The organism is Klebsiella sp. K5-204, assembly GCF_030128585.1.
GTDB lineage: Bacteria > Pseudomonadota > Gammaproteobacteria > Enterobacterales > Enterobacteriaceae > Klebsiella > Klebsiella quasipneumoniae.
Genome location: NZ_JAKUZS010000001.1, coordinates 120,740 through 140,519, shown reverse-complemented (window position 1 = coordinate 140,519; position 19,780 = coordinate 120,740). Strand labels below are relative to the sequence as shown.

Here is a 19,780-nt window from a genome sequence, read left to right as displayed (position 1 = left end):
TAATCTCATCTCCTTTTTCATATAAAAATAACCAGTTATATATTTTGGAGTTATGGTAATGAGAAACCGTTTCCCCCTGGCGCTGGCGCTGGTCGCGCTGGTTGCCGCGCTGGCGCTGCCTGCGCGCGCTAACACCTGGCCCCTTCCCCCGCCGGGCAGCCGGCTGGTGGGGCAGAATCAGTTCCATGTGGTGCAGGATAACGGCGGTTCGCTGGAGGCGATTGCCAAAAAGTACAATGTCGGCTTTCTGGCCCTGCTGCAGGCCAATCCCGGGGTAGACCCCTATGTTCCGCGCGCCGGCAGCGTGCTGACTATCCCCCTGCAGACGCTGCTGCCCGATGCGCCGCGCGAAGGGCTGGTGATCAACCTTGCCGAACTGCGCCTCTACTATTACCCGCCGGGCAAGAATGAAGTGACCGTCTACCCGATCGGCATCGGCCAACTGGGCGGAACCACCATCACACCGACGATGGTCACCACCGTGTCCGACAAGCGGGCTAATCCGACCTGGACGCCAACCGCTAACATTCGCGCGCGCTACAAAGCGATGGGGATTGAGCTGCCGGCGGTGGTGCCTGCCGGTCCTGACAACCCGATGGGCCATCACGCTATCCGCCTTGCCGCCTATGGCGGAGTCTATCTCCTGCACGGCACCAATGCCGATTTCGGCATCGGCATGCGCGTCAGCTCCGGCTGTATTCGTCTGCGCGACAACGATATCAAGGCGCTGTACAACGCGATCTCGCCGGGCACGAAGGTGAATATTATCAACACGCCGATTAAGGCGTCGGTGGAGCCGGACGGCCGCCGTCTGGTCGAAATCCACCAGCCGCTGTCTGAGCATATCGATGACGACCCGCAGACCCTGCCTATTACGCTTAACGCGGCCATGAAGGCGTTCAAACAGGCGCCGCAGACCGACGGCACGGTAATGGAGCGCGCGATGAATTACCGCTCGGGCATGCCCATTGACGTTACCCGTCATGCCGACCCTGGTCCGCAGTCGCTGTAACCTCACGCTGCAGAAAACAAAAAACCCGCCTGACGGCGGGTTTTTTGTTGGCAAGGGTCAAACAGGGGTACAACAGGGTCTTACTCATCGCTGACCGGTGAAGGGGGCCGGGCAGCGACGCATCGGGTTTACTTGTAGATAACCGCAGTACCGTGAAGAGTATTCGGACCGGTTACCGAAGTAATACGGTATGAGGTGGCGCCCATTTCATCCGCTTTCTGCGCCAGCTGGTCTTCCAGCGACCCCAGGTTAGTCCCTGCGGACGCAGAGATGGTGCCCACTTTATGCTGGCCGGCTGGGGTGGACTGCACCTCAACAGCGGCAAAGCTGGCGAAAGAGAGGGAGCTAAGCACGGCGGCAATAGCCAGAGTATTAACGGTTTTCATGATTATTATACCTATGCAGATGAATTTTATAGTAGGGTCGTAAGCATTAACTTAACGATCGATAGGTAAATAATAATGTGATCTAAGTCACACGTCAACGCATTTTTATAACGATCGTTTAACTATTTATAAAATGCTTAATTTTCATACGCATATGAATTATTTATTTTTGAACCAACAGCGCTGGCCCCGGCGATCGTTTATTTTTATAATGGCCATTCACCAAACCAACATAGGTACAACGGCATCATGACAACTGACGTTCAAAGTTGCGCCAAAAAAAGCCGTGGCCGACCGAAGGTGTTCGACAGGGATGCGGCGCTGGACAAAGCCATGACACTCTTCTGGCAGCACGGCTATGAGGCGACCTCGCTCGCCGATCTGGTCGAGGCGACAGGAGCAAAAGCCCCCACCCTGTATGCGGAATTTGTGAATAAAGAAGGACTGTTCCGCGCAGTATTGGATCGTTACATTTCGCGCTTTGCCGCGAAGCACGAAGCCGTGCTGTTTGCTGAGGGAAAAACCGTCGATCGGGCGTTGCGCGACTACTTCACCGCGGTCGCCACCTGCTTTACCAGCAAAGAGACGCCGGCCGGCTGCTTTATCATCAATACTTCCGCCGCGCTGGCCGCCTCCTCGACGGATATCGCCAACACCATCAAATCCCGCCATGCGATGCAGGAGCAGGCGCTAACCCAGTTTCTGCAGCAGCGGCAAGCGCAGGGCGAACTGCCTGCGGGCCGCGACGTGGCGCAGCTCGCGCAGTTTCTCAACTGTGTCCTGCAGGGGATGTCCATCAGCGCACGGGAAGGCGCCGATTTCGACAAACTGATGCAAATCACTGACACCACTCTCCGTCTCTGGCCGCTGGTCCTCGAGTCCTGATGCGCCCCGCTTCCGGCGGTATTCTGCCGCCGGAACCGCCCGCCGTTTCGCTTTACCCCCACAAAATAGATTGATTTTTATTACCTTTTCTCGTGCAAGATAAACGCAAATGATATTGATTGCGATATTCATTATGTGCAAAATCCTTTTTTGAGTTTTTCCAGATGTTTCGCATTGTAACGAATACCGGCCGACGCCGGCCCATAACAACGACAAAGCAACTTGCTCATAAAAGGAATGGATATGAAAAAGCGCCTCTGGGTGCTCCACCCTCTGCTGCTGGCCAGCGCGCTGCCTGCGCTGGCGGCTCAGTCTGATGAAGACAGCATCATCGTTAGCGCGAACCGCACCCACCGCACCGTGGCCGAGATGGCCCAAACCACCTGGGTCATTGAGGGCCAGGAGATTGAGCAGCAGGTCCAGGGCGGGAAAGAGTTCAAAGACGTGCTGGCGCAGCTGATCCCGGGCATCGATGTCAGCAGCCAGGGGCGCACCAATTACGGGATGAACATGCGCGGGCGCGCCATCGTCGTGCTGATTGACGGCGTCCGGCTCAACTCCTCACGCACCGACAGTCGCCAGCTCGACGCCATCGATCCATTCAACATCGAACATATCGAAGTGATCTCCGGGGCGACCTCACTGTACGGCGGCGGCAGTACCGGCGGACTTATCAACATCGTCACCAAAAAAGGGCAGCAGGATCGGCAGGTCGATCTTGAGGTGGGCAGCAAGAGCGGGTTTGCCAACAGCAACGATCATGATGAGCGCGTCGCGGCGGCCGTCAGCGGCGGGACAGACCACGCGTCCGGGCGTTTATCGGTAGCCTATCAGCGTTTCGGCGGCTGGTACGATGGCAACAACGATGCGCTGCTCCTCGATAACACCCAAACGGGGCTCCAGCACTCTGATCGTCTGGACGTCATGGGAACGGGGACGATCGAGATCGACGACAACCGCCAGCTGCAGCTGGTCACCCAGTATTATAAAAGCCAGGGCGATGATGACTATGGCCTGTGGCTCGGAAAGAATATGTCCGCGGTGACCAGCGGCGGCAAAGCGTACACCACCGATGGGCTCAATTCCGATCGTATCCCCGGCACCGAGCGCCATCTGATCAGCCTCCAGTACTCCGATGCCGACTTCTTCGGTCAGAATCTGGTGAGCCAGGTGTACTATCGCGATGAATCCCTCACCTTCTATCCGTTCCCGACGCTCAGCAAAGGCCAGGTCAGCAGTTTCTCCTCGTCGCAGCAGGATACCGATCAGTATGGGGCAAAGCTGACCCTGAACAGTCAGCCGCTGGCGGGCTGGGATCTCACCTGGGGTCTCGACGCCGATCATGAGACCTTCAATGCCAATCAGATGTTCTTCGATCTGCAACAATCGCTGGCTTCCGGCGGGCTGCACAACGAATCGATCTACACCACCGGCCGCTACCCGGGATACAGCATCTCCAACGTCGCGCCGTTCCTGCAGTCAAGCTACGATCTGAACGATATCTTTACCATTAGCGGCGGGGTTCGCTACCAGTGGACCGAAAACCGGGTTGACGACTTTGTCGGCTACGCCCAGCAACAGGATATCGCCAACGGCAAAGCGCGCTCCGCCGACGCCATCAAAGGCGGCAAAACCGATTATGACAACTTCCTGTTTAACGCCGGGATCGTCGCCCATCTGACCGAGCGTCAACAGACCTGGTTTAACTTCTCGCAGGGCGTTGAGCTGCCGGATCCGGGTAAATACTATGGCATCGGGAAATACGGCGCCGCGGTCAATGGTCATCTGCCGCTGCTCTCCAGCGTCAACGTCGATGACTCGCCGCTGCAGGGGATCAAAGTTAACTCGTATGAGCTGGGCTGGCGCTACACCGGCGATAACCTGCGCACCCAGCTGGCGGCGTATTACTCGACTTCGGATAAAACCATCGTGGTCAACCGTACCGACATGACCATCGATGTTCAGTCCGACAAGCGGCGTATTTACGGCGTTGAGGGAGCGATCGATTACTTTATTCCGGACAGCGACTGGAGCGTCGGCGGCAACTTCAACGTGCTGAAATCACAGGTGCAGACCGATGGCCGCTGGCAAAAATGGGACGTCACCCTCGCCTCGCCGTCCAAAGCCACCGCCTGGGTAGGCTGGGCGCCGGATCCGTGGAGCCTGCGCGTGCAGAGCCAGCAGGTGTTTGACCTCAGCGACGCCGCCGGCAACAAGCTGGAAGGCTATAATACCGTCGATTTTATCGGCAGTTACGCGCTGCCGGTGGGGAAACTGACCTTCAGTATCGAAAACCTGCTTAACGAAGATTATGTCACCATCTGGGGCCAGCGCGCGCCGCTGCTCTACAGCCCAACCTACGGCAGCTCGTCGCTGTATGAATATAAAGGCCGTGGCCGTACCTTCGGTCTGAATTACGCGTTAACTTTCTGACAAAAAAAGCCCCTCAGCCTGAGCGATTGAGGGGCTAATCATTACACAAATCTGTTTTTAGATTTTGTTGTTCAGGACCAGCTGGCCGTTGTTGTCCAGCGGGATCTGGCTGCCAGGATCGTGATCCATACGGATTTTCCCCTGCTGATCGCCTATCTTATAGGTCACATCGTAGCCCAGCATTTTGTCGGATTTGTCATACACCGTTTTGCAGCGCTGCTGCGTGGTGGTGTAGGTGTCGTTATCCTGCATCGCGCCCTGGAGCTGGTTACCGGCATAGCCGCCGCCCAGCGCGCCCACCACCGTCGCCACGCTGCGTCCGTGACCGCCGCCGAACTGGTGGCCAATCACCCCGCCCGCCACCGCGCCCAGCACGGAACCGGCGATGCGGTTTTCATCCTGTACCGGACGACGATGGGTCACGGTGACATTGCGGCATTCCTGGCGCGGCGTTTTGACGGTTTCTTTAATCGGTGTACTGGAGACCACTTGCGCATACTGCGGGCCGCGATCTAACACGTTGAGACCAGCGACAGCTGCAACGCCCAGCGCGGCAGCCACGCCTATCCCTATACCCGCCAACATAGATTTATTCACGGGAGATCCTCCTTTGTTGCTGTTGATACAATTTTGCAACCGGACCCGGGAAGGCGCAAATCAGATAGCGGATGAAAAGTGCGAGAATTCGCTGCAAATCAAAGGGATTCAGAGGATTCCGAGCGGGATCACCGCCGGTTCAGCAGAAGAGCCCGGAGGCGCCGCCAGGGCGCTCCGGGTCGCGATAGCGATTAGTGCAGCTTGAGACGCGGGCGAATGATGCGGTTGATGCGACCAACCAGCATCATCAGGCCGGTTTTGAAATAGCCGTGCAGGGCGATCTGGTGCATACGGTACAGGGAGATGTACACGAAGCGCGCAATGCGCCCTTCCACCATCATCGAGCCGCGCATCAGGTTGCCCATCAGGCTGCCGACGGTGGAGTAATTGGACAGCGACACCAGCGAGCCATGGTCTTTATAGGTATACGCCTTCAGCGGTTTGCCTTTCATCTGCGCGAGGATGTTATTCAGCGCGCAGGTGGCCATCTGGTGCGCCGCCTGAGCACGCGGTGGCACAAACCCGCCTTCCGGACGGGCGCAGGAGGCGCAGTCGCCGATGGCGAAAATATCCGCGTCGCGGGTGGTCTGCAGCGTCGGCTCAACCACCAGCTGATTGATACGGTTGGTTTCCAGGCCGCCGATCTCTTTCATGAAATCTGGCGCTTTGATCCCGGCCGCCCAAACCATCAGATCCGCTTCAATATATTCGCCATCTTTGGTGTGCAGGCCGCCCGCATCGGCGCTGGTGACCATGGTCTGCGTCAGCACCCGTACGCCCAGCTTGGTCAGCTCATTGTGCGCCGCGCCGGAAATGCGCGGCGGCAGCGCAGGCAGAATGCGTTCGCCCGCTTCGACCAGCGTGACGTTCAGCGCTTCGTTGGTCAGCCCTTTGTAACCGTAGCTGTGCAGCTGTTTCACGGCATTATGCAACTCAGCGGAGAGTTCCACGCCGGTGGCGCCGCCGCCGACGATGGCAATGTTCACTTTACCGTTAGCGCCAAGGTTCGCGGAGTACTTAAGGAACAGGTTGAGCATCTCCTGATGGAAACGACGCGCCTGATGCGGGTTGTCGAGGAAAATGCAGTTCTCTTTCACCCCAGGGGTGTTGAAGTCATTCGAGGTACTGCCCAGCGCCATCACCAGCGTGTCGTACGGCAGTTTACGCTCAGCCACCAGCAGCTCGCCTTTTTCATTGCGCAGTTCGCCGAGGGTGATGGTCTTCCCTTCGCGATTGATATCGACCACCGATCCCAGCTGGAACTGGAAGCCGTGGTTGCGGGCATGGGCCAGATAGCTCAGCGCATCAACGCCTTCATCCAGAGAACCGGTGGCCACTTCGTGCAGCAGCGGCTTCCACAGATGGCTGTGGTTACGGTCCACCAGGGTGATTTTCGCTTTCTTATGGCGCCCTAACTTTTTCCCCAGCTGAGTTGCCAGTTCCAGTCCGCCTGCGCCGCCACCCACAATTACGATTTTTTTCAATGGCGTAGTCATGTGTACCCCTAAAATTATTAACCAATTGTTAAATAAAAGTTATTAAAATAGCCTTTATTTAACAACAAGTTACGTCAATGAAACCATTCAGCACTGTCGAGAATACCATGAACGGTGCATTGGTCATACCAAAATTGATGTGCATCAAGTTTTGTCGCGTATTTTTTCAGCGAAACCAATAAGTGTAGACATGAAAAAACCCGCGCGGTGAACCCGGCGCGGGTTTGGAGATAGGGGAAAAAGGCTTAACCGAGGGTTTTAAACGCTTTCAGCCGCTGCAGGTGCGGCGAGATGTTTTTAAACTTATGGGTCTGCTCTTCATCCCAGATAATTTCATAATAGTGGTGCAAAAGGTCGGCGGAACGCTGGCTGTCCAGCGCTTCGTCCTGCCGGGAAAGCACCACCAGGCAGCGATCGCGGTTCTTCTCGCGAAAGTTGGTCACGCACTTGGTGGCGATGTCAGCATACTCTTCCGGTCGGTCGATTTTGCCTTCCATATTCTCATGCGGAAACAGGTTCGGATTGAACACCGCCTGACGAATATCGCACAGGAAACCAATCCGCTCAGCCCAGTAACCGCCGAGTCCAACGCCGCAGATCAGCGGCCGGTCATCGGCGGTAAGCTGCAGCATTTTATCGACCTCTTTCAGCAAATGCTGCATGTCGTGCTTGGGGTGGCGCGTGCTGTAGCTTATCAACCGCACGTCAGGGTCAATAAACTGCAACTGCATCACCTTCTCGTGGTTACCGGGGCTGTTCGAGTCAAAACCGTGTAAATAGATAATCATCGCATCCTCACCAGACAACAACGCCCCGCAGAGCGTTACGCGGACTTCGCCTCTTGCCAGCGCGCATGAAGCTGCTCCAGCTGGGCACTCACCGTTTTCCAACGGGCTGAATCCCTTAACTCCTGACGGGAAAAGGAACCTTTATGATACAATTTCGTAACACGCTCTGCTTTGATCGGCGACAGGTTATCCAGCACACTGACCGCGCCCTTACGATTATTGCAGACCAGTATCATATCGCAACCGGCGTCGAGCGATGCCTGGCCGCGTTCGGCATAGCTGCCCATGATCGCCGCCCCTTCCATCGACAGATCGTCGGAGAAAATCACCCCGTCGAAGCCCAGCTCGCCGCGCAACACCGTCTTCAGCCAGTACGCTGAACCGCTGGCCGGGCGCGGATCGAGCTCCGGATAAATCACATGCGCCGGCATAATGGCATCCAGACGCTGCTCGGCGATAAGGCTTTTGAATATCGCCATATCGTGGTCGCGGATGACCGATGCCGGACGCGGATCGAACGGGGTTTCTTTGTGCGAATCGGCAGTCACCGCCCCGTGTCCCGGGAAGTGTTTGCCGGTGGTTTTCATGCCCGCAGCGTGCATGCCGTCAATGAAGTGACGCGCCATCGTCAGCGCTTTCTGCGGATTTTCATGATAAGAACGTTCGCCGATCGCGGCGCTGATATGGCCGACGTCCAGCACCGGCGCAAAGCTAATATCGATGTCCATGGCGATCATTTCGCTGGCCATCAGCCAGCCGGCCTCGGCGGCCAGTTTGCCCCCCTCTTCCATCCCCAGCAGCGCGGCGAAAGACTGGGCCGCCGGTAAACGGGTAAAGCCTTCGCGGAAACGCTGAACGCGTCCCCCTTCCTGATCGACCGCCACCACCAGATGGTTACGGGAGGCTTCGCGGATCTGGCGCACCAGCTCCCGCAGCTGCGCCGGATCGTGATAATTTCGGGTGAAGAGGATCAACCCTCCCACCAGCGGATGCGCCAGAATCTCTCGCTCTTCCGCATCCAGTTCATACCCTTCAACATCCAACATCACTGGGCCCACACTGACCTCTCTTATCCTTTGCGTTCGTTGTCTAACTGACACCATGTTTCATCTGCCAGCGTGATAAATTGCCGATCCCCGCTCTGCCGCCAGCGCATTTCATACCAGCCCGCCATCAGCAGCAGTACCCACGGACGCCAGCGCGCCACCTGCCGCCATAGCTGCTGCGGGTCGATGGCCGCCCGCCGGGCATACGCCGTCATCAGCTGGCGGCGCTCGCCCGGGGCGATCCATACGGCGGCCAGCTCCAGCGCGATATCGCCATCGCCGGCATATTCCCAGTCGATCAGCTTCAGACCGGCGTCGCTGTGGATAATATTGCCGGCATGGACGTCCATATGCAGCGGCGCCAGGCGCAGAGGACGAGGCTCGCCCCGGCGGCACAGCCGCTGATGCCAGCGTAGCCAGCGCGGCGTGCGCCGGGCCGGATCGCTCCTCTGCCAGTACTGCGCCAGCAGCGGCCCGAGACTAACACGCCAGCCAAACCGCGGTTGCTGATGCAAATCATACAATAAGGCAGACAGCTGCGGGCAGTCAGGTAACTCGCTTTTCACCTCACCCGCGCAATACTCCACCACCATCCAGCAGGGCGAGTAAAACAGGGGGTTGGGCGCCAGCCTGGCAGGCAGCCGGCGCAGCGCGCGATACTGACGGCGAAAATAACAGGCAGCGGCAGACGGGTCGTGCGGCTGACGCAGCACTCGTCGCCGTTCGCCGTCGCTGATAATCACACTGCCGCCGCTGAGGCCGGTCTGGCTCAGCGAGGCGACAGGATGATAGTGGGGAAAGAAGCGCGACAAGAGCTCGTCGCGCGTTAGCTTATTGTTGCTGAACAGCACCTTTACCTGACCAGATAATCTCGCCGGTTTGCACCAGCATCAACTGCATCTTCAGCTCAGGCGCGTTGACGTTGCCGGTGGCATTGGAGTAAAGCACATACTGCGCACCCACATTGCGGGCGATGCCCATGGCTTTGCTGCGGCTGCCGAGGCTGTCCTGCGGCGACAGGCCCAGCTGCTGCTTGGCGACCGCCAGCTGCTGCGGTGAAACAAGGGTAAATTTGCCGTTGCCCGCCAGCGCGTTGCGTAACGCGGTGGTAGCTTCTCCGGCATTCAGCGAACCGTTGGTGCGGTTGTTCACGCTGTCAACCAGCAGAATACTGCCGGCATTGACCCCGCCCGCCTGCAGCATCTGTCCCACCATCGGCTGCACCGCGCCGTTCCAGTCATAATGACGCACGCGCGGCGCCGGCTGACCCGACTGCTGATCCTGATGCTCAATCGGTCCTGGCTGTGACGGGACGGATGGCACCGCCGGTACCGTCGGCACCGTGGGCTGCGGCTGCGCAGGCTGCTGCGGCTGCGGTTTGGCCTCTTCTACCGGCGCGGGCTGCTCACGCAGCCCCGCACAGCCTGCGAGGAATATCGCCAGTGCTGTGATTAACGCATAGCGACACATTTTCATCATTATAATTACCCCTTACAGATAAAGATAAAGGCGGGCCTTATGCGCCCCCAGGATATTGGCGCTGCCATACAACGTCACCGAGGAGCGAGCCGGAACCACGATGGTGCGCGGCGCCTCCAGAGGGTGCATCTCCAGCCCTCGGGCGTCATACCAGAAAAAACGATAATGCACGGTGACCGGCTGTTGGCGCTCGTTATACAGCGTAGAGGAGGCGGTGGCCTGGATCTCCGTCGCCACGACGACAGGCTCGCTGGCGCTGATCCCGGCGGCCAGCACGCTCGACTCCATCACCAGCGCCTGCTGGTCAGAAACCGGGATCTCCGGATGTGAACTACATCCGGCCAGCAGCCCCGCCGCCAGACACGCGCCCAAAAGGGTCCTGAGCATGACGTTAGCCTTTGTGCGCCAGCATCGGACCCAGCGGACGACCGCCCAGCAGATGCATATGGATATGGTAAACTTCCTGGCCGCCGTGACGGTTGCAGTTGACGATCAACCGGTAGCCATCGTCGGCGAGGCCTTCATCGCGGGCAATCTTCGCCGCGACGGTCATCATCCGGCCCAGGGCCAGTTCATGTTCAGTGGTAACGTCATTTACGGTAGGAATCAGAACGTTCGGGACAATCAGAATGTGGGTGGGCGCCTGCGGGGAGATGTCGCGAAAAGCGGTCACAAGCTCATCCTGATAAACCATATCCGACGGGATCTCCCGGCGAATGATTTTGCTGAAAATCGTTTCTTCTGCCATGACTGATTCCTTATTAGTTTTATCCCGTACGCTGGCCTGCTTCTGCAGATAAACGCGGACGCACAGGTTACGGTAAGAGTATGAGCGACATCCTCCCTCTCTTTCAACCTGAAAGCTCTTTTTCTTATTCAACTATAGACTTAGCTGCTGAGGGAATAAGCATTTGGCGGACAGTTTGCGGGGTTATCGCCTCTGGAAGGCCGATCTGGTGACGTAAAAAAGGCAGCCAGTTGGCTGCCTTAGTCTCCCCGATACTACGTCTTAACTGTTACGGATGTACTCATCCATTTCAGTTTTCAGGTTATCGGACTTGGTACCGAAGATGGCCTGTACGCCAGAACCTGCCACTACCACGCCAGCGGCGCCCAGTTTTTTCAGGCCAGCCTGGTCAACTTTCGCTACATCCGCCACGCTAACACGCAGACGAGTAATACATGCGTCGAGGTTGGTGATGTTCTCTTTACCGCCGAAAGCGGCGACCAGAGCCGGAGCCATCTCGCTGGTTGCGCCAGCTTTGCTCTCTTCGGTGGTGTCTTCACGACCCGGGGTTTTCAGATCCAGGGCTTTAATCAGCACGCGGAAAATGACGTAGTACACGATCGCATAGCAGATACCGACGATCGGGAACAGCCACAGCTTGCTGCTGTTACCGGACAGCACGATAAAGTCGATCAGGCCGTGAGAGAACGAGGTACCGTCACGCATACCCAGCAGGATACAGATCGGGAACGCCAGACCCGCCAGGATGGCATGGATAACGTACAGGATCGGCGCCACGAACATGAACGAGAACTCGATCGGCTCGGTGATACCGGTCAGGAACGAGGTCAGCGCGGCGGAGATCATGATACCGCCTACTTTGGCGCGGTTTTCCGGTTTAGCAGAGTGCCAAATCGCGATAGCCGCTGCCGGCAGACCGTACATTTTGAACAGGAAGCCGCCAGACAGTTTGCCCGCAGTCGGGTCGCCTGCCATGTAGCGCGGGATATCGCCGTGGAATACCTGACCCGCCGCGTTGGTGTATTCGCCGATCTGCATCTGGAAAGGAACGTTCCAGATGTGGTGCAGACCAAACGGCACCAGGCAACGCTCGATGAAACCGTAGATACCAAACGCCACCACCGGGTTCTGATAAGCAGCCCACTGGGAGAAGGTCTGGATCGCGGAACCGATCGGCGGCCAAATGAAGGAGAGGATCACGCCAGTGAAGATAGCGGCCAGACCAGAGATAATCGGTACAAAGCGCTTGCCCGCAAAGAAGCCGAGATATTCTGGCAGCTTGATGCGATAGAAGCGGTTGAACATGTACGCGGCGATAGCACCGGAGATAATACCGCCAAGCACGCCGGTATCAGCCAGGTGTTTTGCCGCAATCTCGTCAGCAGGTAAATGCAGCACCAGCGGCGCAACCACCGCCATGGTTTTCACCATGATGCCGTAAGCTACGACTGCAGCCAGTGCGGATACACCGTCGTTATTGGTGAAGCCGAGGGCCACACCGATAGCGAAGATCAGCGGCATGTTGGCGAAAACAGAACCGCCTGCTTCTGCCATGACGTGGGAGACCACGGCTGGCAGCCAGCTGAAGTTTGCGGAACCGACGCCCAGCAGGATACCTGCGATAGGCAGTACGGATACCGGCAGCATCAGCGATTTACCGACCTTCTGCAGGTTAGCAAATGCATTCTTAAACATAATTGAGAGTGCTCCTGAGTATTTGGTACTTTTTTACGTTTTCACGCATTGGCCCGGGGGGAGAACCGCGCCGTGGACAGGACATCTAAGCGCCCTTTATTTATTACACAGAGTAAAATAATTAACGGGATGATTGTTTGACGGCTATCACGTTTCAATCAGCCTTCCGGTAAAAATTTACATCAGCTTACATAAGTTGTATCCAGATGTTGCCAAAAAACCTTCACCGCCACTTTTGTGGCGGTGAACTTTACTCGCTTTGGCTATTAATTACGAGCCTTAAAATAATAAGCAGATCAAGCAGGTTGCAAGCGGGCGGGGTCAATGTGGAACAGCGTGGCAAAATTGTCGGTGGTCTGCTGAGCCAGTTGCTCCAGCGACACACCCTTCAGTACCGCCATGTATTCAGCAACGTCACGAACCATCGCCGGCTGGTTCTCTTTGCCGCGATGGGGTACCGGCGCCAGGTACGGCGAATCGGTCTCCACCAGCAGACGATCCAGCGGAACATAGCGCGCCGCATCGCGCAGTTGCTCGGCGTTACGGAAAGTGACGATACCGGAAAACGAGATATAGAACCCCATGTCGAGCAGCTTACCCGCCGTCTCCCTGTCCTCAGTGAAACAGTGTAGTACGCCTCCGCAATCCGTCACCTTTTCTTCACGTAAAATGGCCAGGGTATCGGCGCGAGCGTCACGGGTATGCACGATCACTGGCTTATTCAGCTCCCGGCCGATGCGGATATGGTCACGGAATGAGGTTTGCTGCTGGGCTTTGGTCTCCGGGGTATAAAAATAATCCAGCCCGGTCTCTCCCATCGCGACGACGCCCTCTTCCGCCGCCAGCGTGCGCAGCGTCTCCACCTCGTAGGGCTCGTCCTGGTTTAACGGGTGCACGCCACAGGAGAAAACGACATTGTCACGCCTCCCTACCAGCTCGCGCATACTGCGGTAGCCAGGCAGCGTCGTGGCGACCGCCAGGCAAAATTTCACATCGCGCGCGGCCGCTTTTGCCAGCACGTCATCGACGTTTTTGTGCAGAGTTTGATAATCCAGACCATCAAGATGGCAATGGGAGTCGACTAAAAACATAATGTCTCACTCAGAGGTGGGAGACGGGTAAAACCGTCCCGGGTTGCAGGTAATGTTCCCAGCGCAGCAGGCGCTCGGTGAGCAGCAGTTCGCGGTTGACGCCGACGACGTTCAGCAATTGCTCGCGGCAGGTACAGACGTCATGGGCAATCGCCTGCAGCCGGGAGGCGGGCAGACTATGCGCCAGCTGCTCCAGCAGCGGCCAGACATCCGGATTACTCACCAGGGCAATTCCCTGCTGTCGTTTTTGCGCATCGACCAGCAGCGATGCCAGCCAGTGCAGGCGAACCGCCGCCTGTTCATGATTGAGTATTGGCAGCAGCGCCAGCCAGTCACCGCTCGCCAGCGTGGTCGCCAGCGCCTGACACAGCTGCTGTCGCACCGTCCACTGCGGCTCCTTAAGCAGCTCAAGCGCGGCGGCCGGCGCGCTGGCGCACAGACGTAACGCGGTCAGCAGCGCCTCCTGCGGCAGGTTCACCTCACGCTCCAGCCAGGCCAGGGCATAAGATTCCGTCGGCGGCGACAGGTGATGCAGGCGGCAGCGACTGCGCAGAGTGGTCAGCAGACGCGCCGGCTCCTCGCAGGCGAGGAAGAACCAGGTATTTTCCGGCGGCTCCTCCAGCGTTTTCAGCAACGCGTTGGCGGCGGCATCGGTCAGCAAGGCGGCATCGCTAATCCATACCACCTTCGCCCCACCGAGGCGCGCGCGCTCATAGAGCTTGTCGTTGACATCGCGCACCGCGTCAATACCCAGCGCGCTTTTGCCTTTCTCGGGGCTCAGCGGGTAGTAATCGGGGTGCGTACCGGCCTGCATCAGCTGGCAGCTGTGGCAGTGACCGCAGCTTTTATGCCCTTCGGGCTGGCGGCACATCAGGAAGCGGCACAGCGCATACATCAACGCCTCGCCGCCCATCCCGCTCAGGGATTGTAACAGTAAGGCGTGGTGGCCTCGTCCGGCCTGATAGCTACCGACCAGTTGCTCGAACGAGGGGCGCAGCCACGGATACCATTTCATGCCGGTTGCTCCGCCATCCACTGGACGATCGTGGCGCGAATATCGCGCGCGACGGCATCCAGCGGCTGCGTCGCGTCCACCGTGCGGATAGAAGGATCCGCCGCGGCCAGCTCAAGGTAGCGCGCGCGGGTACGATTGAAGAAGTTCATGGACTCCTGCTCAATGCGATCCAGTTCGCCGCGGGCGCGGGCGCGCCGCAGGCCCACTTCCGGCGTGACGTCGAGGTACAGCGTCAAATTGGGGCGAAAATCGCCGAGAACGGCGTCACGCAGCGTCGCCAGCATCGTGCGGTCAATCCCCCTGCCGCCGCCCTGATAGGCCTGAGTGGAGAGATCGTGACGATCGCCGATCACCCACTGGCCGCGAGCCAGAGCAGGCTTAATCACGGTCTCCACCAGCTGGACGCGCGCCGCGTAAAACATCAGCACTTCCGCTTTATCGTTAATCACTTCATCGCCCGTGGACTGGATATCCAGCACCAGGCTACGCAGTTTTTCGGCAAGGATTGTGCCCCCCGGCTCACGGGTAAACACCATATCGTGAATACCTGCCGACTGCAGCGTCTCCACCACCAGTTGACGTGCGGTGGTCTTCCCGGCGCCCTCCAGCCCCTCGATGACGATATAGTTACTGCGCATTTTTTTCCTTAAGTACTTTCAGATAGTCCTGCACCGCGCGGTTATGGCTGACCAGGTTTGTGGTAAACGTATGGCCCCCTTTCCCGTCGGCGACAAAATAGAGGTATGGCGTTTTCGCCGGATGGGCGGCCGCCTTCAGCGACGCTTCGCCCGGCACCGCAATAGGGCCTGGCGGCAGGCCGCTGATGGTATAGGTATTGTACGCGGTCGGCGTCTCCAGATCCTTACGCGTTAACTTACCATTATACCCTTCTCCCATCCCGTAGATCACCGTTGGATCAGTCTGTAAACGCATGCCGATGCGCAGGCGGTTGATAAACACCGACGCGACGCGATCGCGCTCTTCCGCCACCGCGGTCTCTTTCTCAATAATCGAGGCCATGGTCAACAGCTGATTCTGATCGTCATAGGGCAGATTATCCATCCGTCCTTCCCAGACCTTCGCCACTTCGGTGACCATTTTCTGATGCGCGCGCTTGAGGATGGCGATGTCGCTGGTATTGGCGGTGTACATCCAGGTATCCGGCCAGAACCAACCTTCCACCCAGTCGGCGTGGTCAAGACCTAACGCCTTAGCCACCGTCGCGTAGCTATCGTCTTCAAGCGTGTGCTTCACGTAGGGGGCATCGCGCAGCTGACGAAGGTAGTCGCTGACGCGCATGCCTTCGACAAAGCGCAGCGGAAACTGCGCCTCTTTGCCGCTGGCCAGCAGCTGCAGCATTTCGCGTACCGTCATTTGCGGCGTGAAGCGATAGGTCCCGGCTTTGAAGTGAGACAGCTCAGGCTCCATCCGCAGCAGCCACTGGAACACGCGCGGACGATTGATCACCTTCTCGCGATAGAGATCCTGCCCCAGCGCCAGCCGGCCGGTGCCGGCTTCGAGGGTAAAGATGGTCTCTTCTTTAATCAGCAGCTTGCTGTCCGCCAGCTGGCGTACCTTCCACATTCCTGCCGCCGCGGCGATGCCCAACAGCACGACCAGCAACAGGATAAAACGTAACATTTTCTTCATACTAACCAGACAGCTCACACAAAGGGGCTAAAAAATGGTAAAGCTCGCGAGAGGACCAGACGGTCTCCTCCCAGCGACGAACCGGCACCAGCGGCATAAGCGCATTGCAGATCAGCACTTCATCGGCCTCCCGCAACGTCTCGGGACGCGCTGTCACTTCGACAACGCGAAACGTCGATGGTGCCAGCTGCGCGATACAACGCTGCCGCATTATGCCGTTGACCCCGGCATAATCGAGTCGCGGAGTAAAGACATCCCGTCCCTGACGCCAGAATAAATTCGCGGCACAGCATTCCGTAAGCCACCCGTCACTGTCAAGGACCAGCGCCTCATCGGCGTCCGTCTGTTCAAGATGAGAGCGGATCAGCACCTGCTCCAGACGATTAAGATGCTTCAGACCGGCCAGCCACGGGTTGCGCCCCAGGGTCACCGGGCTCCGGGTCAGGGTAATGCCCTCCTCCCGCCAGCGCGCGTAGTGCGCCGGAAGCGAAGAGACGCTCAGAATGCGGGTGGGCGACGTGCAGCCCGCCGTGCTGTATCCCCTCCCCCCGACGCCGCGGGTGAGGACCACCTTAAGCACACCCTGGGCGTGCGGCCGAGCCAGACGCTGCATCTCGTCGCTCAACGTCAGCCAGTCGTCAAATGGGATGCGTAATTTTTCGCAGGTCGTCTGCAAACGCTGCAGATGGGCGTCCAGTAACGCAACCTGCCCGTGCTGTATACGGGCGGTGGTAAAACAACCGTCGCCAAACTGGACGGCGCGATCGTTCGCCGCCAGCGTGTCCTGTTCAACGCCATTTATCAAGAACATAAAGGACTCCTTTTCACAGGTCGGTGAGTGTCTCAGGACACGGAGCAGAGGACAAGCGGAGAAAGCCGAATAAAAAAGGCCCGACGAACGGGCCTTTTGTTAAAGCAGTACCGGGGCAAGCCCTGTCACACTTTTTTGAAGATCAGCGAACCGTTAGTGCCGCCGAAGCCGAAGGAGTTGCACAGGGTGTACTCCATACCGGAAACCTGACGCGCTTCGTGCGGAACGAAGTCGAGGTCGCAGCCCTCATCCGGGTTGTCGAGGTTGATCGTCGGCGGAACCGCCTGATCGCGCAGCGCCAGGATAGAGTAAATCGACTCTACCGCCCCTGCCGCGCCCAGCAGATGCCCGGTCATGGATTTGGTGGAGCTCACCAGTACGCGGCTCGCCGCATCGCCGAAGACAGACTTAACCGCCTGCGCTTCCGCTTTATCGCCAGCCGGCGTCGAGGTGCCGTGGGCATTGACGTAGCCGATCTGGCCCGGTTCGATGCCCGCATCGCGAATGGCATTCACCATCGCCAGCGCGGCGCCCGCGCCATCTTCCGGCGGTGACGTCATGTGGTAAGCATCGCTGCTCATGCCGAAGCCGACGATCTCGGCGTAGATTTTCGCGCCGCGTTTTTTCGCATGCTCGTACTCTTCCAGCACCACCATGCCCGCGCCGTCGCCCAGCACGAAGCCGTCGCGATCTTTATCCCACGGACGGCTTGCCGCCTGCGGGTTGTCATTGCGCGTGGAGAGCGCCCGCGCTGCGCCAAAGCCGCCCACGCCAAGCGGGGTACTGGCTTTTTCCGCACCGCCTGCCACCATCGCATCGGCATCGCCATAGGCGATGATGCGCGCAGCCTGACCGATGTTGTGCACGCCTGAAGTACAGGCGGTCGCGATGGAGATACTTGGTCCACGCAGACCAAACATGATGGTCAGATGCCCGGCCACCATGTTAACAATTGTGGAGGGAACGAAGAATGGGCTGATCTTACGCGGTCCGCCGTTGACCAGCGAACTGTGGTTTTCTTCGATCAAGCCGAGGCCGCCAATACCGGAGCCGATCGCGGCGCCAATACGGGTAGCATTCTCTTCCGTCACTTCAAGGCCAGAATCCTGCATGGCCTGAACGCCAGCGACAATTCCATATTGAATGAAGGCATCCATCTTGCGCTGCTCTTTGCGCGAGATGATGTCATCACAGTTAAAATCCTTTACTAAGCCAGCAAATTTCGTTGCATAGGCGCTAGTATCGAAATGGTCGATCAGGCTGATGCCACTCTGACCGGCAAGGAGAGCTTTCCAGGTAGACTCTACGGTATTGCCGACAGGAGACAACATGCCCAGTCCGGTCACAACTACACGACGCTTAGACACGTTTGTCCTCCAGGGAGGGAAAATAGATTCTTGTGGGACAAAAAAAAGATAAAACTCAGGCGGTCGAATGACCGCCTGGAGATGTTCACTTACGCCTGGTGGCCGTTGATGTAATCAATGGCAGCCTGAACGGTGGTGATTTTCTCAGCTTCTTCGTCCGGAATCTCAGTATCAAACTCTTCTTCCAGAGCCATTACCAGCTCAACGGTGTCAAGAGAATCAGCGCCCAGGTCTTCAACGAAGGAAGCATTGTTGGTAACTTCTTCCTGCTTAACGCCCAGCTGCTCGCCGATAATTTTCTTAACGCGTTCTTCGATAGTGCTCATACTCTTAAATTTCCTATCAAAACTCGCTTTCGCGATGGTTTTCGTAGTGTATAAAATGTTGAAAAATTTGCAACTAAATCCCGGCAGGTCTTACCACGATTTTGCGCTATTTTGAGGCCGTTTGCCCTAAGAACGCAAATCTTTTCGCACAAAACCGCACACAGAACCGTGCGAAGTGCGCGGTTCCTGAACGTTTTGCACAAATCTCGGTCAGACCATGTACATTCCGCCGTTGACGTGCAGGGTTTCACCAGTGATGTAACTTGCTTCGTCAGAGGCTAAAAATGCCACCGCGCTGGCGATTTCATTTGGGGTGCCAAGGCGCCCCGCAGGAACTGCCGCCAGCGTACCCGCACGCTGCTCATCGGTCAGCGCACGCGTCATGTCCGTTTCAATAAAGCCCGGAGCAACAACGTTTACAGTAATACCGCGTGACGCAACTTCACGCGCCAGTGATTTACTGAAGCCGATCAGACCCGCTTTCGCCGCAGCGTAGTTGGCCTGACCCGCATTTCCCATGGTACCAACCACAGAACCGATAGTGATAATACGTCCATGACGCTTTTTCATCATAGCGCGCATTACCGCTTTTGACAGACGGAAAACCGATGACAGGTTGGTTTCGATAATATCGTTCCACTCGTCATCTTTCATGCGCATTAACAGGTTGTCGCGAGTGATCCCGGCATTATTAACCAGGATATCCACTTCGCCAAACTCTGCGCGCACATTTTCCAGAACAGATTCAATAGATGCCGGGTCGGTCACATTCAACATCAGACCTTTACCGTTGGCGCCTAAATAGTCGCTGATCGCCTGCGCGCCGCTTTCGCTGGTCGCAGTACCGATAACTTTCGCGCCGCGGGCGACGAGCGTTTCAGCGATGGCGCGGCCAATACCGCGGCTTGCACCGGTAACCAGCGCGATTTTTCCTTCAAAACTCATGGTTTTCCTC

General features: G+C 57.7%; 23 protein-coding genes. 4 read left to right on the top strand and 19 right to left on the bottom strand.

Annotation, left to right across the window (positions count from 1 at the left end; all coding sequences use genetic code 11):
* Window positions 1-58: 58 nt before the first annotated feature.
* Entirely contained in the window at window positions 59-1,012 is a 954-nt protein-coding gene (locus MKR05_RS00670) for a L,D-transpeptidase family protein (protein ID WP_023289149.1), read from the top strand.
* Window positions 1,013-1,140: 128 nt separating this feature from the next.
* Here MKR05_RS00670 and bhsA read toward each other — a convergent pair whose 3' ends face one another.
* Window positions 1,141-1,398: a multiple stress resistance protein BhsA gene (bhsA, locus tag MKR05_RS00665; RefSeq protein WP_002900788.1), complete on the bottom strand. Its 258-nt coding sequence runs from the start codon at window positions 1,396-1,398 to the stop codon at window positions 1,141-1,143.
* A 133-nt stretch (window positions 1,399-1,531) separates the two neighbouring features.
* Here bhsA and MKR05_RS00660 point away from each other — a divergent pair, with 133 nt between their 5' ends.
* Both MKR05_RS00660 and MKR05_RS00655 read left to right on the top strand, forming a co-directional pair.
* The gene (locus tag MKR05_RS00660; RefSeq protein WP_044522093.1) at window positions 1,532-1,651 is read left to right on the top strand and encodes a hypothetical protein; all 120 of its coding nucleotides are present in this window, start codon (window positions 1,532-1,534) and stop codon (window positions 1,649-1,651) included.
* Window positions 1,648-2,283, top strand: coding sequence for a TetR/AcrR family transcriptional regulator (locus MKR05_RS00655; protein WP_023289148.1), 636 nt, complete (start codon window positions 1,648-1,650; stop codon window positions 2,281-2,283). The genes MKR05_RS00660 and MKR05_RS00655 overlap by 4 nt, the downstream gene beginning before the upstream one ends.
* A 52-nt stretch (window positions 2,284-2,335) precedes the next feature.
* Here the strand turns inward: MKR05_RS00655 and MKR05_RS00650 are convergent, their stop codons facing one another.
* Window positions 2,336-2,458 (bottom strand): hypothetical protein, encoded by a 123-nt coding sequence (locus MKR05_RS00650; RefSeq protein WP_012542233.1) that lies wholly within the window; start codon window positions 2,456-2,458, stop codon window positions 2,336-2,338.
* A 68-nt stretch (window positions 2,459-2,526) separates the two neighbouring features.
* Between MKR05_RS00650 and MKR05_RS00645 the strand changes: the two genes are divergently transcribed.
* Complete coding sequence (locus tag MKR05_RS00645; protein ID WP_044522092.1) at window positions 2,527-4,716, top strand: TonB-dependent siderophore receptor; 2,190 nt, start codon at window positions 2,527-2,529, stop codon at window positions 4,714-4,716.
* Between the two features lie 57 nt (window positions 4,717-4,773).
* Here MKR05_RS00645 and MKR05_RS00640 read toward each other — a convergent pair whose 3' ends face one another.
* The 17 genes from MKR05_RS00640 to fabG form a co-directional block, all read right to left on the bottom strand.
* Entirely contained in the window at window positions 4,774-5,313 is a 540-nt protein-coding gene (locus tag MKR05_RS00640; protein WP_064158277.1) for a glycine zipper 2TM domain-containing protein, read from the bottom strand.
* 191 nt (window positions 5,314-5,504) lie between these two features.
* Window positions 5,505-6,809 (bottom strand): NAD(P)/FAD-dependent oxidoreductase, encoded by a 1,305-nt coding sequence (locus tag MKR05_RS00635; RefSeq protein WP_008805997.1) that lies wholly within the window; start codon window positions 6,807-6,809, stop codon window positions 5,505-5,507.
* A 245-nt stretch (window positions 6,810-7,054) separates the two neighbouring features.
* Entirely contained in the window at window positions 7,055-7,597 is a 543-nt protein-coding gene (gene ycfP, locus MKR05_RS00630) for an alpha/beta hydrolase YcfP (RefSeq protein ID WP_002900775.1), read from the bottom strand.
* A 35-nt stretch (window positions 7,598-7,632) separates the two neighbouring features.
* Window positions 7,633-8,643: a beta-N-acetylhexosaminidase gene (gene nagZ / locus MKR05_RS00625; protein ID WP_072422053.1), complete on the bottom strand. Its 1,011-nt coding sequence runs from the start codon at window positions 8,641-8,643 to the stop codon at window positions 7,633-7,635.
* Between the two features lie 23 nt (window positions 8,644-8,666).
* Window positions 8,667-9,494: a thiamine kinase gene (gene thiK, locus MKR05_RS00620; RefSeq protein ID WP_048297235.1), complete on the bottom strand. Its 828-nt coding sequence runs from the start codon at window positions 9,492-9,494 to the stop codon at window positions 8,667-8,669.
* Complete coding sequence (lpoB, locus tag MKR05_RS00615; protein WP_072096711.1) at window positions 9,475-10,113, bottom strand: penicillin-binding protein activator LpoB; 639 nt, start codon at window positions 10,111-10,113, stop codon at window positions 9,475-9,477. Before lpoB ends, thiK begins: the two co-directional genes overlap by 20 nt.
* Window positions 10,114-10,134: 21 nt before the next feature.
* A complete protein-coding gene (locus tag MKR05_RS00610; RefSeq protein ID WP_004204572.1) occupies window positions 10,135-10,509 on the bottom strand; it encodes a YcfL family protein in 375 nt (124 codons plus the stop codon).
* A 4-nt stretch (window positions 10,510-10,513) separates the two neighbouring features.
* A complete protein-coding gene (hinT, locus tag MKR05_RS00605) occupies window positions 10,514-10,870 on the bottom strand; it encodes a purine nucleoside phosphoramidase (RefSeq protein ID WP_032452442.1) in 357 nt (118 codons plus the stop codon).
* Window positions 10,871-11,131: 261 nt separating this feature from the next.
* The gene (gene ptsG / locus MKR05_RS00600; RefSeq protein ID WP_002900680.1) at window positions 11,132-12,565 is read right to left on the bottom strand and encodes a PTS glucose transporter subunit IIBC; all 1,434 of its coding nucleotides are present in this window, start codon (window positions 12,563-12,565) and stop codon (window positions 11,132-11,134) included.
* A 296-nt stretch (window positions 12,566-12,861) separates the two neighbouring features.
* A complete protein-coding gene (locus tag MKR05_RS00595; protein WP_032452441.1) occupies window positions 12,862-13,656 on the bottom strand; it encodes a metal-dependent hydrolase in 795 nt (264 codons plus the stop codon).
* A gap of 10 nt (window positions 13,657-13,666) precedes the next feature.
* Window positions 13,667-14,671, bottom strand: coding sequence for a DNA polymerase III subunit delta' (gene holB, locus MKR05_RS00590; protein ID WP_284118013.1), 1,005 nt, complete (start codon window positions 14,669-14,671; stop codon window positions 13,667-13,669).
* On the bottom strand, window positions 14,668-15,309 hold the full coding sequence (tmk, locus tag MKR05_RS00585) for a dTMP kinase (protein WP_023289141.1): 642 nt from the start codon (window positions 15,307-15,309) through the stop codon (window positions 14,668-14,670). Before tmk ends, holB begins: the two co-directional genes overlap by 4 nt.
* Window positions 15,299-16,321, bottom strand: a complete 1,023-nt coding sequence (yceG, locus tag MKR05_RS00580) for a cell division protein YceG (RefSeq protein ID WP_023289140.1) — start codon at window positions 16,319-16,321, stop codon at window positions 15,299-15,301. The genes tmk and yceG overlap by 11 nt, the downstream gene beginning before the upstream one ends.
* Before the next feature lies 1 nt (window position 16,322).
* Window positions 16,323-17,132 (bottom strand): aminodeoxychorismate lyase, encoded by an 810-nt coding sequence (gene pabC, locus MKR05_RS00575; RefSeq protein ID WP_032452437.1) that lies wholly within the window; start codon window positions 17,130-17,132, stop codon window positions 16,323-16,325.
* 125 nt (window positions 17,133-17,257) lie between these two features.
* Window positions 17,258-18,499: a beta-ketoacyl-ACP synthase II gene (gene fabF / locus MKR05_RS00570; RefSeq protein ID WP_002900666.1), complete on the bottom strand. Its 1,242-nt coding sequence runs from the start codon at window positions 18,497-18,499 to the stop codon at window positions 17,258-17,260.
* Window positions 18,500-18,588: 89 nt separating this feature from the next.
* Entirely contained in the window at window positions 18,589-18,825 is a 237-nt protein-coding gene (acpP, locus tag MKR05_RS00565) for an acyl carrier protein (protein WP_000103754.1), read from the bottom strand.
* A 210-nt stretch (window positions 18,826-19,035) separates the two neighbouring features.
* The gene (gene fabG, locus MKR05_RS00560; RefSeq protein ID WP_002899294.1) at window positions 19,036-19,770 is read right to left on the bottom strand and encodes a 3-oxoacyl-ACP reductase FabG; all 735 of its coding nucleotides are present in this window, start codon (window positions 19,768-19,770) and stop codon (window positions 19,036-19,038) included.
* Between the last annotated feature and the right edge of the window lie 10 nt (window positions 19,771-19,780).